Genomic DNA, 14,760 nt, shown 5'->3' on the forward strand with positions numbered 1-14,760 from the left:
ATGATCCGCTTCATCCTGATCGCCGCCCTCATGCTCGCCGGAGGCCCGGCCCTGTCGCAGTCCGCCTTCCCCGAACCCCTCGTCATCGCCCATCGCGGCGCGTCCGGCGAGCGGCCCGAGCACACCCGCGCGGCCTATGAGCTCGCCATCGAACAGGGCGCCGACTTCATCGAGCCCGATCTGGTCATGACCCGCGACGGCCATCTGGTCGCTCGCCACGAGAACGAGATCGGCGGGACCACCGACGTGGCCGATCGCCCCGAGTTCGCCGACCGCCGCGCCACCAGGACCATCGACGGCATGGAGATCACGGGGTGGTTCACGGAGGACTTCACCCTCGCCGAACTAAGGACCCTGCGCGCCCGCGAGCGCTTGCCTGAGCTGCGGCCCGCCAACACCGTCTTCGACAGCGCCGAGCCGATCCTGACCTTCGCCGAAGTCATCGCCATCGCCCGCGAGGCCGCCGCCCGCACCGGCCGCCCCATCGGCGTGATCCCCGAGCTGAAGCACCCGTCGTATTTCGCCGCCATCGGCCTGCCCATGGAGGACGCCTTCGTCGCGGTGCTGGAGGCCGAAGGCTGGGCCGGGCCGGACGCCCCGCTGGTGGTCCAGTGCTTCGAGGTGGAGCCCCTGCGCCGCCTGAACGCCCGCATCGAGGCGCCGCTGGTGCAACTCATCGCCGCCGGTTCAGGCCCCTGGGACCGTCCCGACCTGACGCCCGCCGCGATGCTCAGCCCCGAGGGCCTGGCCGAAATCGCCGCCTACGCGGACATTCTGGGGCTGGAGAGTGGGCTGGTGATCGCCCACGACAGCGGCACGCCCACCGGTGTGGCGGCAAACGCCCACGCCGCCGGCCTGCAGGTCCACGTCTGGACCCTGCGCGCCGAGAACTATTTTCTGCCGCCCATGCATCGGCGGGGCGACGACCCAACCGCCCATGGCGACCTGCACGGCTGGGCCCGCGCGCTCTATGAGGCGGGCGTGGACGGCGTCTTCAGCGACTTTCCCGGCGTGGCCGTTCAGGCGCGCGCGCCTTAAAGCGTCAGGCCCTTCGCTTTGGCCAGATCGACAAGGCTGGTCATGGGGCGCGGGCCCCAGTGGGCGATGACTTCCGCCGCCGCCAGCGATCCCAGCTTGCCGCAGTCCTCCAGCGACAGGCCGCGCGCCAGACCCAGCAGGAAGCCTGCCGCGTACTGGTCGCCGGCTCCGGTGGTGTCCACCACCCTGTCCACGGGGAAGGCGTCGACCGCCACCCGCTGATCGCCCTTCAAAACCACCGAGCCCTTGGCCCCGCGCGTCACGGCGGCGACCTCGACCATGCTGGCCAGCTGGTCGCAGGCCGCGTCGAAGTCTTCGGTCTCGTACAGCGCGCCCAGCTCGGCCTCGTTGGCCAGCACGATGTCCGTGGATTGCTCGATGAATTCCAGCAGTTCGGTCCGCCAGCGGGCCACCACGAAGGTGTCCGAAAGCGTGATGGCCACCTTGCGCCCGGCCCGGTGGGCGACGTCGGCGGCGCGCTCGAAGGCGGCGCGGGCGGGCGCCGGGTCGAACAGATAGCCTTCCAGATAGACGATGGCGCTCTCGCCGATCATCTCCGGGTCGATGTCGTCGGCGGTCAGTTGATTGGCCGCGCCCAGGAAGGTGCACATGGTGCGCTGGCCGTCGTCGGTGACGTTGATCAGGCAGCGGCCCGTGGACGGTCCCTCGCCCAGACGCGGGGTGTCGAAGGCCACACCCGCGGCGCGGATGTCGTGGGCGAACACATCGCCCAAGGTATCCTCGGACACCTTGCCGATATAGGCCGCGCGCCCGCCGTAGGACCCGACGCCCGCCACGGTGTTGCCCGCCGAGCCGCCCGACGCCTCGACGCCTGCGGCCATGTCGTCATACAGGGCCGCGCTCTGGGTCTCGTCCACCAGCTGCATGGAGCCGGGCTGGAGCCCGCGCGCGGACAGGAATTCGGGGCTGCACGGGGCGAGCACGTCCACAATGGCGTTGCCCACGGCGCAGACGTCGTATCGGATCGGGGGATTGGTCATGCCCGCTCCTTAGCGGGGCGGGCCGACCGTTTCCAGCGGCGTGACGCCTATTCCGCCGGTTTCGCCGCGCCGGACTCCACCAGCCATTCCATGATCTTCTGCTTGGGCATGGCGCCCACCTTCATGGAGGCCATGTGGCCGTCCTTGAACAGCATCAGGGTCGGAATGCCCTTCACGCCCAGCTTCGAGGGCGTCATGGGGCTGTCCTCGATATTGATCTTGGCCACGGTCAGCTGGTCGGCGTAGTCGTCGGCGATCTGCTCCAGCGCGGGGCCGATCTGCTTGCAGGGGCCGCACCATTCCGCCCAGAAATCGACCAGCACGGGCTTGGACGCTTTCAGGACGTCGGCTTCGAAGCTGTCGTCGGTGACCTTGAGGGTGGGCATGAACAATCTCCTGAGCGGCCGGTCAGTTTAAGGCGATTCCGGCGCGGGTCACGATGTGGGGACGCCGGAGCCCCGGGTCAACCACGCGCCTCGGCCAGCGCCGCCCGCATCAGGCTTTCCGGAACCGGCGTCAGGCGCGGCCCGTCGGTCCAGACCAGCGCCGCCTCCACGGTCCGGCCGGGATACAGCCGCCGGAGCACCGCCCAGTAGACCGCCAGCTGGCGCACATAGGCGGGGTCGGCGTCCTCGATGCGGTCCGGCGCCGGGCGGTTGGTCTTGAAGTCGATCACCAGCACCCGGTCGGGCGTCACAACCAGCCTGTCCAGCCGCGCCGACACCACCACGCCCGGGGCCAGCTCAGGCGCCGATCCCGACAGCGCCACCTCCGCTCGCGAGGCCGGGCCGAACACCTCGGCGAAGCGCGCGTCGTCCAGCACCCCCAGCGCCGCCGCAGCCATCTCGGCCTTCTGCCCCGCGTCCAGATCCGGCTCGCGGGCCAGCAGGGCTACAGCCGCCGCATCCCGCCGCCCGGGCGCCACGTCGGGCAGCCGCTCCAGCAGCCGGTGGATCAGCTCGCCGCGCCGCCAGCGGCCCAGCCCGCCGCCGACCCGCGACAGGGGCGACGGCGCCGGCGTGCGCGCCGCGTCCTCCATCCGGCCCGGGGCCATGCGCCGCTCGGAGGCCTCGGCCCGCGGCGTCGTGGTCAGCCAGGCGGGCGGCGCGGCGGCGGCGGCAGCCGGGGCGGCGGTCCGCGCCATGGCCACCGGATCGGCCCCGTACCGCCGGGCCTCGCCCGTGGCCGTCTCCACCTCGCGCACGCCCTCCAGCCGCTCGAAAGCGGCCAGGATCGGCGCCCACCAGGCCTTGAGGTTCTCCAGCTTGCGGTTGGAAGCGTAGCGCCCCGTCACGATCAGCCGGTCCCGCGCCCGGGTCAGGCCCACATAGAGCAGCCGCAGCGACTCCTCCTCGCCGCGCCGCTTGCGCGCGTCCCGGGCCATTTGCGACGCAGCACAGTCCTCGCCGGACGAGCCGCACCACAGGAAGGCGCCCGTGTCCGTCTCCAGCAGAGCGTCGCCCCGGGGCTCCTCGAAGATCACGTCGGGCAGGATCACCACCGGCGCCTCAAGCCCCTTGGACGAGTGCGCCGTCATCACCCGCACCTCGCCGCGCGGCTCGTCCATCTCGCGCTTGATGGTCTGGTCCAGCGACGCCAGCAGATGGCAGAACCGCTCCAGATCCGCCGGGCCCCGCCCCTCCGCCGCGCGGGCCTGATCGAGGAAGGCGTCCATGGCGTCGGCCGCCTCGGATCCCAGCCGGGTCAGGAACCGCTGGCGCACGCTCAGGCCCCGCCCATCCAGCCGGTTCAGCAGGCGGCCGTACAGGTCGAACGGCGTCAGGACGCGCGCCGTCTCGCGGAAATCGGCGATCAGATCCCGCGCCGCCGCCAGCGCCGGATCAAGTTCCGCCCGCGCGTTCAGCACGCTCCACAGCGAGCCCTCACGGCCGTGGGCCAGGTCGAACAGCGCCTCTTCCGACAGGTCGCACAGGGGCGAGCGCAGCACCCCCGCCAGGGTCAGATCGTCGGCGGGGTGCAGGGCGACCCGTCCCAGCGCCAGCATATCCTGAAACACCGGATGGGCCGACAGGGTCAGCCGGTCGGCTCCCGCCACCGGCACGCCCCGCTGCTTCAGCGCCCGCAGCACCTCCTCGAACATGGGCCCGCGCTTGCGCACCAGAATGAGCACATCGCCCCAGTCCATGGGGCGCAGCCCGGCCTTCTTGTCGTGCACCGCGTGCCCGGCCTCCACCGAGGCCCTGATCTCGTCGGCGATACGCTCGGCCACCCGGCGGCGCGCGCCCCGGGCGGTGGCGGCGTCCAGCGGCTCGTCCCACGCCCGGCGCTCCTCGTCGGTTTCGTCCTGCAGCGGCGGCCACAGGTCGATGGTTCCCGCCAGCCCGTCGGCGCGGGCGGCCTGATGCCGGATCAGGGCGGCGGCCCCCTCCCCCGCCTCGCCCCGCCCGGGGCTGAGGGCGCGGGCCAGATCCGGCTCGGCGAACACCGCGTCCACGGCGGCCAGCACCTCGGCGGTGGAGCGCCACGACTGCAGCAGCTCCACCCCCTGAAACACCCCGCCCACCCCGGTGATGGCCCGGTCATAGTCCTGGGCCTCGGCCGCCAGCCGCTCGGGCGCGGCGCCCTGGAACGAGAAGATCGACTGCTTTTCATCGCCCACCACGAAGACGGTGCGCGCGGCCCCGTCGTTTGATCCGGCCCCGGTGAAGAACTCGGCGGTCAGGGCCCGCACGATGGTCCACTGCTCGGGCGAGGTGTCCTGGGCCTCGTCCACCAGAACGTGGTCGACGCCGCCGTCCAGCTTGTAGAGCACCCAGGCCGCCCCCGGCCCGTCGGTCAGCAGGTGGCGCGCCCGCTGGATCAGGTCGGCGAAGTCCAGCGCCCCGGTGGTCGCCTTGGCCGCCTCATAGGCCCGGCCATAGGCGTAGGCCAGAACCAGCGCCGACACCGTATCCAGCGCCACCCGCGCCGCCCGCGCCCGCTCGAAATGCTCCGCCAACCGCGCCTGCTCGCGCGCCAGCCAATCCAGGGTCGCGGGGTCCACCGCCTTGGTGCCCAGCCGCTTGCGGGGCTCGCCCGCGCCGGTGAAGAAAATCTCCCGCGCCCCGTCCACCGGCGCCTCGCCGTTCAGCACCGCCTCGGCCACGGCCTGAAGCTTCAGCCCCATGGGCTGGTCGCCCTTCTCCCCGCCCCGAGAACAGGCCGCCGCCGCGTCCAGCCACGCCGCCGCGTCGAAGCCCGGCGCCGTCACCGCCGCGCGCTCGGCCGCCTCGGGCTCGATCCATGCGTCCAGCCCCACCGACGCCGCCACCCGCGTCTGCAGGGTCGCCGCCCCGCCGTCCTGGGCCACATAGTCGGTCAGCTCGGCCCGCTTCGCCTCGAAGCGGTCGAACATGGCCTCGAAGTCGGGCTGGGACAGCTTGCCCGCCATGTGCAGATAGGCGGTCGCCAGCCCCGGAATGTCATCGGCCAGCGCCACCCGGTCGCGGGCCCGGCGGCGGATGTCCGCGGCCTCGGCCTCATCAATGACGCGGAACAGGGGCGAGACCTCCGCCTCCACCGGAAAACGCCGCAGCAGCTGTTCGCAGAAGGCGTGGATGGTCTGGATCTTCAGCCCGCCCGGGGTCTCCAGCGCCCGGGCGAACAGGGCGCGGGCGCGGGACAGGTCATGGGCGTCAAAGCTCTCGGCCTCGCGCTCCTCCAGCTCGGCCAGCTGGTCGCGCAGCCGCGCGTCGCCCGCCACGGCCCAGTCGCCCAGCCGTTCGTACAGCCGCCGCTGCATCTCCGCCGCCGCCGCCTTGGTGAAGGTCAGGCACAGGATCGCGCCCGGCGCCGACCCGGCCAGCAGCAGCCGCGCCACCCGGTTGACCAGGGTCGTGGTCTTGCCCGACCCGGCGTTGGCCATGACGAAGGCGTTGACCGCCGGATCGGCGGCGATGGCCTGGGGCGAGCGCGCCCGGGGAAAGGGAATGACCGTGCTCATTCGTCCCCCTCCGCCGCCGTGGACCATTCGGCCACCCGGGCCAGATGGTCATAGTCCGACACCCGCGCCTGGGCGAACTGGGGCGCGATGCGCGAGCGATAGGGCTGGCTGGGGCTGGCGTACTGACGGATGCGCTGGCGAAGACCCTCCACCGCCTCATCAGCGAGCGCCGCCGCGCCCGCCTCCCCGTTGCGGTCCATGATCTCGCCCGCCGGATCGCGCCCGGTCAGGCGCACATACAGCAGGTCGTCGGGCTCGGCCTTCAGCATGGCGCCGAACCCGCCCTCGCGGGCGATGGCGGCGGTCAGGGACAGCTGCGAACTGAACCCGCTCTCCACCTGCTTCTTCGTCGGCGGGGCACCGGTCTTGTAGTCCATCACCGACAGGCGGCCCTCGGCCACTTCCATGCGGTCGGCGCGAGCCGTCAGCAGGAAGCCCTCGATGGGCGACCACTCGCCGTAGGCCTCCAGCGCCACATGGGGCCCCTTGGCCCGGCGGTCGCGCTCGAACCCGGTCACCCAGTCCGCCATGCGCGCGCCCAGCGCCTTCTCCCGGGCCCGCGCCGCCGGGGTCATGCCCGCCGCCTCCAGCTCGGCCAGATAGCGGTTCAGGAACCGGTCCTGCGCCCCGGTCTCACCCAGCGTCTCCCACTCGCGGGCGAACACTTCCAGGGCGTTGTGGATGGCCGTGCCGCGCAGGCGGGCGTCCACCCGTTCATCGGGCCGCTCCATCTGGTGCAGGTTCAGCACGAAGCGGGCGTAGGTGGCGTACGGATCGCGCACCCATTCCTCCACCCGCGTCACCGACATCTTGTCCGGCCGCGCCGCCACTGGCGGCGTCGGGGCCGGGCGCGCGGCTGGCTTCAGGCTCGGGGGCGGATCGGCGTCGGGCGCGTCCAGCCGCCGGGCCAGCCCGTGCAGGTCCGCCCGCTGCGGCAGGCGCGGCGCATCCGGGAACGCCCCGCGCACCAGCGTCTCCAGCCGCCACAGCCAGCGGGACTTCACCGACGGCTGATTGTCCCGCCGCTCGGTGTGCAGCAGATAGACTTCGGGCGCGCAGGCGATCTGGGCGAAGTCGTGGGCCGACAGGCCGATGCGGCGCTCGGGCGGCGGCAGGCCCAGGGTCTTGCGCATGGGCCGCGACAGGAACGGATCGGTGCCCCCGCCGCGCGGCCACACCCCCTCCTCCAGCCCGGCCAGAATGACCCGGTCGGCCCGCACCAGCCGCGCCTCGATGGCCCCCAGAATTCTCAGCCGCGGGTGGGCGTCGCCCCCCGTGCGCACCACCTCGGCGCCCATCAGCCGCCCCAGCAGTTCGGCGAAGGCCGAGGCGTTCAGCGTCCCCGCCTCCGCGCCCTCGGTCATCAGGGCGGCCATCAGCCGCGCCGCGCTCGCCCCGTCCGGCCCGCGCCAGACCTCGACGCCCTCGCCCAGCGCCTCCGCCGCCTCGCACAGGACCCGCGCCCACTCACCGGGCGCCGCCGCGTCCATGCCGGTCAGGGCCGACAGCACGCTCTCGTCGATCCGATCCACGAGACCGTGGGCCATATCGATGCGCGCCTGATCCTCGTCCTTGCGGCGCTTGCCGGCCCGATACCGATTGGTCTCCAGCCGCCGCCGCACCGCGTCCCAGTCGGCGGGCCCCGCCCCGCGCAGCCCCTCGCGCTCCAGCGCCTCGATCTCGTCCGGCCCGGCCAGACTGGTCCACGGATGCTTCAGTATGCCCAGCAGCGGCGCCGCCCCGAAGGCCTTGCCCAACTGCGCAAGCTGGGCCAGCCGCACGCCTGCCGGCGTCTCCGACAGGGGCGAACCCGCCGAGGAGTCGGCCATCAGGCCCCACCGCCCCAGCCGCGCCTGCACCCTTCGTGCGAACAGCGGATCGGGCGTCACCAGCGCCACCGTTTGACCGTCCGTCTCCACCCCTTCCCGCATCAGCACCGCGGCCAGCGCGGCGGCGGCCTCCTCGGTGCGGGCGGTGACGGCGGTCAGACCCTCCAGCCCCTCGGCGATGGGATCACCCCCGCCCTCGCGCATCTCGTCGATGGCTTTTGTCCAGTCGGCGGTGGAGGCCGGCGGCTTCAGCGCCTCGGCGATCAGCCGACGCCGCGCCCGGCCCAGGCGCGCGCTCTCGCCCGTGTCCCGCGCGGGCCAGGCCCGCACCTCGGCCCGGTCGATGCCGTGCCGCCCGATCAGGCGCTTCAGCGCCCCCTGCGGATGCTGCTCGCCGTCGTCGCCCGTGATCTGGTCCCACGCCGTCTGCGACAGGTCCCGGTCCAGTCCGGGCAGCACCACGCAGCCCGACGGCGCGCGGGCCACGGCCCCCAGCACCGCCGCCGCCGCGGGCACCGTGCCCGTCGATCCCGCCGCGATCACCGGGAAGGTCGGCGGCCGTTCATCCCACGCCTCGGCCAGCCGCTTCAGCAGGGTCACCCGCCGCGCCGCCGGATCGCTGAGACCCAGTTCGTCCAGCCGCCGCGGCCATTCCTCCACCGCCACGGCGAGGAAAGCGGCGGTGGAGCGCCAGTGCTCGGCCAGATCGGCCTCCACCAGATCGGCCACCCGGCCCGGGTCGGCCACCTCCTCGATCTGGCAGGAGTCCAGAAACGCCGCCAGCGCCTCGGCCATCTCCAGCGCGCGCAGCGGCTCCACCGTCCCGCCGTGGTGGGCGGCTGCCAGCCGCGCCAGCTCGAACCGGCGCTTCAGCGGCGAGATGGCGGGCTTCAGGTCCAGCTCCAGCTCGCCCGGCGCGAACGGCGGCTCGTCCTCCTCCAGATCGCCCAGCGGCCGCACCTGCGGCAGCAGCACGGGCCGGTCCCCCGACAGCAGGGTCAGGGCCTCGGTGAAGGCCCGGGCCGCGCGCCGGTTGGGCAGCAGGATCACCGCGTCGCTCAGGGTCTCGGGCGCGTCCTCGCCCAGCCAGTCCAGCACCCCCGCCGCCAGATCCTCCAGAAACGGCCGGTGCGCCTCGATGGACCACCAGCGCGCCCCGGCGCCCGCAAACGGATCGAACCGGCTCATGCGGTCTTCAGCCGGGCCTCGGCCTCGTCCCGCGCGCCCGGATCGCCCACATGCATCCAGTCCCCATCCAGCACGCAGCCGAAAAGACGGCCTTCACCGGCCGACTGTCGCCACAGCCCGCTGAGCGAAAACGGCCCCTCCGGCCCCCGGTCGGCGTAGTCCGGCCGGGTAATGTGCACGCCCATATAGGCGAACGGCGCGCTGGGCCTATCGCCCCGGAACGTCAGCCGCCCGTCGTCGCCCAGAAAAAAATCCCCGTCCCCCTCGAAGCCGATGGAGCCCTCGCGCCGCGCCAGCAGCAGGGCCGCGTCCATCCGCGCAGGATCCCACAGCCGGATCAGGTCGCCCAGGGCGTCCCCCCGATCGATCCAGACGCTGTCGATATTGGCCACGAACACCGGGCCATCGCCCAGCAGGCCGCGCGCCTTCTTCAGCCCGCCGCCGGTCTCCAGCAGCTCGGCCCGTTCGTCGGAAATGAGGATCTCCGGCCCGCCCGTGCGCGCGGTCAGATGGGCCTCCAGCCGCTCGGCGAACCAGTGCACATTGACCACCGCCCGCTCCACCCCCGCCGCGCCCAGCCGGTCCAGCACATGGTCGATCAGGGCCTTGCCCCCCACCTCCACCAGCGCCTTGGGCCGATCGTCGGTCAGCGGCCGCATGCGGGTGCCCAGCCCCGCCGCCAGCACCATCGCGGTCTTCGGCCCGGTCCCAGGTCCGCTCATTGGCGCGCCTCCACGGGCACATGCCGGTCGAACCAGCCGCGCACCGCCTCCATGCCGGGCTTCTGCAGATTGGCCTCCAGGTGCCGCCACATGCGCGGCATGAAGGCCCGGTAGCGGGGCTTGCCGTCCCGCGCGATCAGCCGGGCGAAAATCCCCAGGATGCGCGCCTCGTTCAGCGCGGCCAGCGCGGCGTAGTCCTGAAGGAACGGCTCCCGGTCCACGCCCGGCATGCACTCGAAATAATGGTTCAGCGCCACCGCCTCCAGCTCCGGCGCCACGTCCCGGCGCGCGTCCTGCAACAGCGAGTGCAGGTCCCACGACGGATGGGCCAGCACCGCGTCCTGGAAGTCGATCATCCCCACCCGCCGGTCGCCCGACCGCCCCCGCAGCCAGATCAGGTTCTCGGCGTGATAGTCCCGGTGCGCCACCGACCAGGCCTTCGCCTCGCCCATGGCCGCGATGGGCGCCCACGCCGCGTCCCATTCCGCCAGCGCCGCATCGCCGAAATCCAGCGCCGGGTTCAGCTTCGGCATCCACTGGGTGAACAGGTCCGCCCCGCCCTGCAGCGCCACAGCGTCATAGGTCAGCAGCGGCCAGTCCCCGCCCGGCCCGCTCAGCACATCGGGCATGACCGCGTTCAGATGCAGCTTGGCCAGCGCCTCCACCGCCGCCAGATACAGCGGCGCGGCCGGCTCCCCGTCCTCGATCACCCGCGCGAACAGGTCGTCGCCAAAGTCCTCGATCACCGCAAAGCCCGACCCCGCGTCCACCGCGATGATCTCCGGCGTCGACAGGCCCGCGCCGCGGAACAGATTGGACACCGCCGCAAAGGCCTCAATACGCCCGGCCGAGAGACGCGCGACGGCGTTCCAGCCCGCCGCCCGCCTCTGCTCCGGCGTCCAGGCGGGATCGCATGGCGGGCTTTCCGCCGCCGCGGCCTGGTCCATCAGCATCAGGCTGGCGCCCGCCGGCGTGGTCAGGCGCTCATAGCGGCGGGTGGAGGCGTCGCCGGGCAAGGGGTCGCGGCGGGCGTCGGCCAGGCCCGCGCCCTTGAGAAATTCGATCCGTTCCGCCTCACGATCCGACATGCTGGATCCTGTCCTTCCACGCGCCTGCGCCGGAAACGGTCGCAACCCGACCGTCCCCATCCTCGGCGATCTCTATGACGAGTCGGTCCGGCCCGAGGAATTCCGCCGGGTCATCCCCCAGCCGCTCGGGCCATTCGATGACCACGCAGCCCACATCCAGCGCATCATCCAGCCCGATCTCCAGCGCCTCTTCGGGCCGGGTCAGGCGGTACAGGTCGAAGTGCGCCACGGGCGGGTCGCTCTCGTAGAACTGCACCAGGGTGAAGGTGGGGCTGGGCACGTCCTCGTCCGGGGTGGTCAGGGCCCGGATCAGGCCCCGGGCCAGGGTCGACTTGCCCATGCCCAGCGGCCCGTACAGCAGCACCGCCTCGCCGGGCTTCAGCAGCGGCGCGATGGCCGCACCCAGCGCCGTCGTGGCCTCCGCATCGGCCAGCATGATCCGGCGGGCCTCAGGCAAAATCCGCGTCCGGCTGGCTGGCCAGGGTCCGTTCGGTGAACGCCTTCAGGGCGTAGGTCGCCCGCGCCGCGTCCGTGTCCAGCCGCCGCGCATCGATGGGCTTGCCCACGATCAGGCGATAGGCCTTCCCCCGCTTGTTCAGCATTTCGTGGAAAAGGGTGATGTCCCGCATCTCGGTGGAATAGCGGTCGAACAGGTGGAACATCTTCGAATACGGCCCCGACACATGGACCGGGATGATCGGCGCCTCATATTTGCGCGCCAGCGACACCGCCGTGGGCGCCCACTCCTGATCGGTCAGCGAGCCGTTCCTGCTGACCCGCGCCAGACGCCCGGCCGGGAACATGACCACGCACCGGTCCTCCTCGAAGGCGCGGCGGGCCGCCTCCAGGGTGGCGCGGGTCTTCTCGCGGGTGCGCTTGGCCTCCACCCACTCCACCGGAATCACCACCTCGCCCAGACGCGGCGACACCCTGAGCGCATCCGCATTGGCGAAATAGATGGCGTCGTCCCGCACCCGCCGCAGCGCCTCGTGTACGGCCAGCCCGTCGGCGATGCCGGTGGGATGGTTGGCCACCACGATGCAGCGCCCCTTTTCGGGCAGCCGCTCCAGCAACAGGGCCGACACCTCAAGATCCAGCAGGTCCGCCACATAGCCCAGCGCCTCGACGCCCGAGCGCACCGCCACCGCATCGGCCATGCTGCGCGCGGGGGCGTAGCTGAGCAGGCTGTACAGAACCGGCTTGACCAGCGGCCAGACGAACGAGCGCGTCAGCCGCGGCGCACGCTCGGCGATCAGCTGGTCAACGATGTGAGGGGCGGCGGGGCCGGCCACAGCCGGGGCCGCCGGGGCGTCGGCGAGTACCATCGCGTGGAAGTCTCGCCTTTGCCGTGCGCCGGAGCAAGCGGGGGAATAGCCTCTTTGTTTCAGCTCATCCCCGCGAACGCGGGGACCCAGTCCTGTCCAGCTTGACGTCGGCGTTTCAGGACCGGCGAGCGCTGGATGAACTTGAGCCGCTGCAACACCCAAAGCACTGGGTCCCCGCATTCGCGGGGATGAGCGGAGGGTGAACAGGGCGACTCCAGTTTCCGCCGGGCGCACCCCCGTGCTAACCGTGGCCGCAAAGCTGGTCATGGGAAATCGTCATGCGTTCAAACGCCCTCGTCTGCGCCGCCGCCCTCGCGGCCCTCGTCCTGCCCGCCGCCGCCTCGGCGCAGCAGCAGCCCTTTACCTACGAGCACATGCTGAACGCCAACCGCCTGTCCGATCCCCGCGTCTCGCCGGACGGCTCACAGGTGGTCTACGCCCTGCGCTCCACCCCGCTGGCCGGGGGCTCCACCAGCCTCTACATCCTGGATCTGGACGGCGAGGCCGAACCGCGCCGCCTGCCCATTTCCGACGAGGGCGCCAACACCGCCCGCTGGAGCGCCGACGGCCAGCTGTTCTTCCTGTCCAGCCGCTCCGGCTCGTCCCAGGTCTGGCGCACCGACGCCGACGGAAGCCTCGCGGTCCAGGTCACCGATCTGCCGGTGGACATCCAGACCTTCCGCCTCAGCCCCGCCGGCGACCGCATCGCCGTGGCCGCCGCCGTCTTCCCCGACTGCCCGGACCTGGCCTGCACCGCCGCCCGCCTGAACGAGGAGCCCGACAACTCCGGGACCCTCTACACCCAGCTGTTCGTGCGCCACTGGGACCAGTGGAGCGACGGCACCCGCAACCACGTCTTCGTCATGGACCTGAGCGGTCCGGGCGTGGCCGCCGGCGAGCCGATCTGGGCCACCCGCGACTTCGACGGCGACACCCCCTCGCGCCCCTTCGGCGACGAGAGCGCCTTCACCTTCACCCCCGACGGCAACGGCGTGGTCTTCGCCGCCCGCGAGGCCGGGACCAGCGAGCCGTGGTCCACCGATTTCGACATCTATCTGCAGCCCATCGAGGCCGAGGGTCTGGGCGAGCGGGTCAATCTGACCGACAGCAACCCCGCCTGGGACGACGGCCCGGTGTTCTCCCCCGACGGCCGCACCATGGCCTACCGCGCCATGAGCCGCCCGGGCTTCGAGGCCGACCAGTGGAAGATCATGCTGCGCGACGTGGCCACCGGTCAGGTGCGCCAGATCGCCGCCAACTGGGACCGCTCCCCGGACAGCCTGCAATGGTCCGCCAACGGCCGCAGCCTGTACGCCACCGCCTATGATCAGGGTCAGGTCCGGCTGTTCGAGATCGACGTCACCTCCGGCTCGGTGGTCCCGATCACCGGCGAGGGCCATGTGGCCGCCGTCCAGCAGACGCCGTCAGGCTTCATCCTGGCCCTGGACAGCCTGACCCACCCCAACGCCCTGTACGCCAAGACCTACCGGGGCCGTGAAATGCCCCGGCTGGTGCTGGACCCCAACCCACAACTGTCCGATCTGGCCTTTGGCGAGGCCGAGCAGTTCACCTTCGAGGGCTGGAACGGCAATACGGTCCACGGCTATCTGATCAAGCCGGCGAACTATGTGGAGGGCGGGACCTATCCCGTGGCCTTCCTGATCCACGGCGGGCCGCAGGGCTCCTTCGGCAACTACTGGTCTTACCGCTGGAACCCCCAGACCTATGCGGGCGCGGGCTATGCGGTGGTGATGATCGATTTCCACGGCTCGGTGGGCTACGGCCAGGCCTTCACCGACGCCATCTCGGGCCACTGGGGCGATCGCCCGCTGGAGGACCTTCAGAAGGGCTGGGCCCACGCGCTGGAGACTTACGATTTCCTCGACGGCGACCGCGCCTGTGCGCTCGGCGCCTCCTACGGCGGCTACATGATCAACTGGATCGCGGGCAACTGGCAGGGCGCCTTCCAGTGCATGGTCAACCACGACGGCGTCTTCGACACACGGTTCATGGGCTATTCCACCGAGGAGCTGTGGTTCACCGAATGGGAGAACCGGGGCACGCCCTGGGAGGCCGGCACGACCTACGAGACCTTCAACCCGGTCAACCACGTGCAGAACTGGCGCACGCCCATGATGGTGATCCAGGGCGGCCGCGACTACCGGGTCCCCACCGACCAGTCCATCGCCGCCTTCACCGCCCTGCAGCGCCGCGGGATCGAGAGCCAGTTCCTCTACTTCCCCGACGAGAACCACTGGGTGCTCCAGCCCCGCAACAGCCTGCGCTGGCACACCGAGGTGTTCGGCTGGCTGAACCGCCACATCGGCGCGGGCGCGGAGTAGTCGTCCCTCTCCCTCCCCGTCCCGGGGAGGGGGCTGAGCAGTAGGCGAAGCGGGTGGGGGCGGCTCGGCAAGACCGCCCTCCCATGGCGGCCCTGACGTCGACGCCGCCCGTTAATCCCGCATTTCCCGCGGCCAATCCCTTGCCGCACAAGGCCTCGCCGCCCGCAACACCCCTGTTTCGTCCCCCTGCCCGCCGGCGCGCGTAAACTGCCCCTCGGCGACCCCGCGCTGTGACGAACAGGAGAAGGCCAAAGTCAGCCTCTGCACCTCGGCCAAATTCCATC

10 protein-coding genes are annotated in these 14,760 nt (G+C 71.9%); 2 read left to right on the forward strand and 8 right to left on the reverse strand.

The window, feature by feature from the left end; genetic code table 11:
- A complete protein-coding gene (locus ACK4FB_RS09915; protein ID WP_409751303.1) occupies positions 1-1,038 on the forward strand; it encodes a glycerophosphodiester phosphodiesterase in 1,038 nt (345 codons plus the stop codon).
- Here the strand turns inward: ACK4FB_RS09915 and ACK4FB_RS09920 are convergent.
- The 8 genes from ACK4FB_RS09920 to ACK4FB_RS09955 form a co-directional block, all read right to left on the reverse strand.
- Positions 1,035-2,039 (reverse strand): adenosine kinase, encoded by a 1,005-nt coding sequence (locus ACK4FB_RS09920; protein WP_409751306.1) that lies wholly within the window; start codon positions 2,037-2,039, stop codon positions 1,035-1,037. The two genes, ACK4FB_RS09915 and ACK4FB_RS09920, sit on opposite strands and share 4 nt — an antisense overlap.
- A 47-nt stretch (positions 2,040-2,086) precedes the next feature.
- A complete protein-coding gene (gene trxA, locus ACK4FB_RS09925; RefSeq protein ID WP_409751308.1) occupies positions 2,087-2,425 on the reverse strand; it encodes a thioredoxin in 339 nt (112 codons plus the stop codon).
- Between the two features lie 77 nt (positions 2,426-2,502).
- Positions 2,503-5,982 (reverse strand): double-strand break repair helicase AddA, encoded by a 3,480-nt coding sequence (gene addA / locus ACK4FB_RS09930; RefSeq protein WP_409751311.1) that lies wholly within the window; start codon positions 5,980-5,982, stop codon positions 2,503-2,505.
- Positions 5,979-8,999, reverse strand: coding sequence for a double-strand break repair protein AddB (gene addB / locus ACK4FB_RS09935; RefSeq protein ID WP_409751314.1), 3,021 nt, complete (start codon positions 8,997-8,999; stop codon positions 5,979-5,981). Before addB ends, addA begins: the two co-directional genes overlap by 4 nt.
- Positions 8,996-9,688 carry an N-acetylmuramate alpha-1-phosphate uridylyltransferase MurU gene (murU, locus tag ACK4FB_RS09940; RefSeq protein ID WP_409751543.1) on the reverse strand — a complete coding sequence of 231 codons (693 nt, stop codon included), beginning with the start codon at positions 9,686-9,688 and terminating at the stop codon, positions 8,996-8,998. The genes addB and murU overlap by 4 nt, the downstream gene beginning before the upstream one ends.
- Before the next feature lie 29 nt (positions 9,689-9,717).
- Entirely contained in the window at positions 9,718-10,809 is a 1,092-nt protein-coding gene (gene amgK, locus ACK4FB_RS09945) for an N-acetylmuramate/N-acetylglucosamine kinase AmgK (RefSeq protein ID WP_409751317.1), read from the reverse strand.
- Entirely contained in the window at positions 10,796-11,245 is a 450-nt protein-coding gene (tsaE, locus tag ACK4FB_RS09950; protein ID WP_409751546.1) for a tRNA (adenosine(37)-N6)-threonylcarbamoyltransferase complex ATPase subunit type 1 TsaE, read from the reverse strand. The genes amgK and tsaE overlap by 14 nt, the downstream gene beginning before the upstream one ends.
- Positions 11,246-11,258: 13 nt before the next feature.
- Positions 11,259-12,134, reverse strand: coding sequence for a 1-acyl-sn-glycerol-3-phosphate acyltransferase (locus ACK4FB_RS09955; RefSeq protein ID WP_409751320.1), 876 nt, complete (start codon positions 12,132-12,134; stop codon positions 11,259-11,261).
- A 278-nt stretch (positions 12,135-12,412) separates the two neighbouring features.
- Here ACK4FB_RS09955 and ACK4FB_RS09960 point away from each other — a divergent pair, with 278 nt between their 5' ends.
- The gene (locus tag ACK4FB_RS09960) at positions 12,413-14,476 is read left to right on the forward strand and encodes a prolyl oligopeptidase family serine peptidase (protein ID WP_409751323.1); all 2,064 of its coding nucleotides are present in this window, start codon (positions 12,413-12,415) and stop codon (positions 14,474-14,476) included.
- The last annotated feature ends 284 nt before the right edge of the window (positions 14,477-14,760 follow it).

It is taken from the genome of Brevundimonas sp. (genome assembly GCF_046299535.1).
Taxonomy (GTDB): domain Bacteria; phylum Pseudomonadota; class Alphaproteobacteria; order Caulobacterales; family Caulobacteraceae; genus Brevundimonas.

Coding starts and splice junctions, on each gene's coding strand:
- ACK4FB_RS09915 (WP_409751303.1), top strand. CDS start 1: ATGATCCGCTTCATCCTGATCGCCGCCCTCATGCTCGCCGGAGGCCCG.
- ACK4FB_RS09920 (WP_409751306.1), bottom strand. CDS start 2,039: ATGACCAATCCCCCGATCCGATACGACGTCTGCGCCGTGGGCAACGCC.
- trxA (WP_409751308.1), bottom strand. CDS start 2,425: ATGCCCACCCTCAAGGTCACCGACGACAGCTTCGAAGCCGACGTCCTG.
- addA (WP_409751311.1), bottom strand. CDS start 5,982: ATGAGCACGGTCATTCCCTTTCCCCGGGCGCGCTCGCCCCAGGCCATC.
- addB (WP_409751314.1), bottom strand. CDS start 8,999: ATGAGCCGGTTCGATCCGTTTGCGGGCGCCGGGGCGCGCTGGTGGTCC.
- murU (WP_409751543.1), bottom strand. CDS start 9,688: ATGGTGCTGGCGGCGGGGCTGGGCACCCGCATGCGGCCGCTGACCGAC.
- amgK (WP_409751317.1), bottom strand. CDS start 10,809: ATGTCGGATCGTGAGGCGGAACGGATCGAATTTCTCAAGGGCGCGGGC.
- tsaE (WP_409751546.1), bottom strand. CDS start 11,245: ATGCTGGCCGATGCGGAGGCCACGACGGCGCTGGGTGCGGCCATCGCG.
- ACK4FB_RS09955 (WP_409751320.1), bottom strand. CDS start 12,134: ATGGTACTCGCCGACGCCCCGGCGGCCCCGGCTGTGGCCGGCCCCGCC.
- ACK4FB_RS09960 (WP_409751323.1), top strand. CDS start 12,413: ATGCGTTCAAACGCCCTCGTCTGCGCCGCCGCCCTCGCGGCCCTCGTC.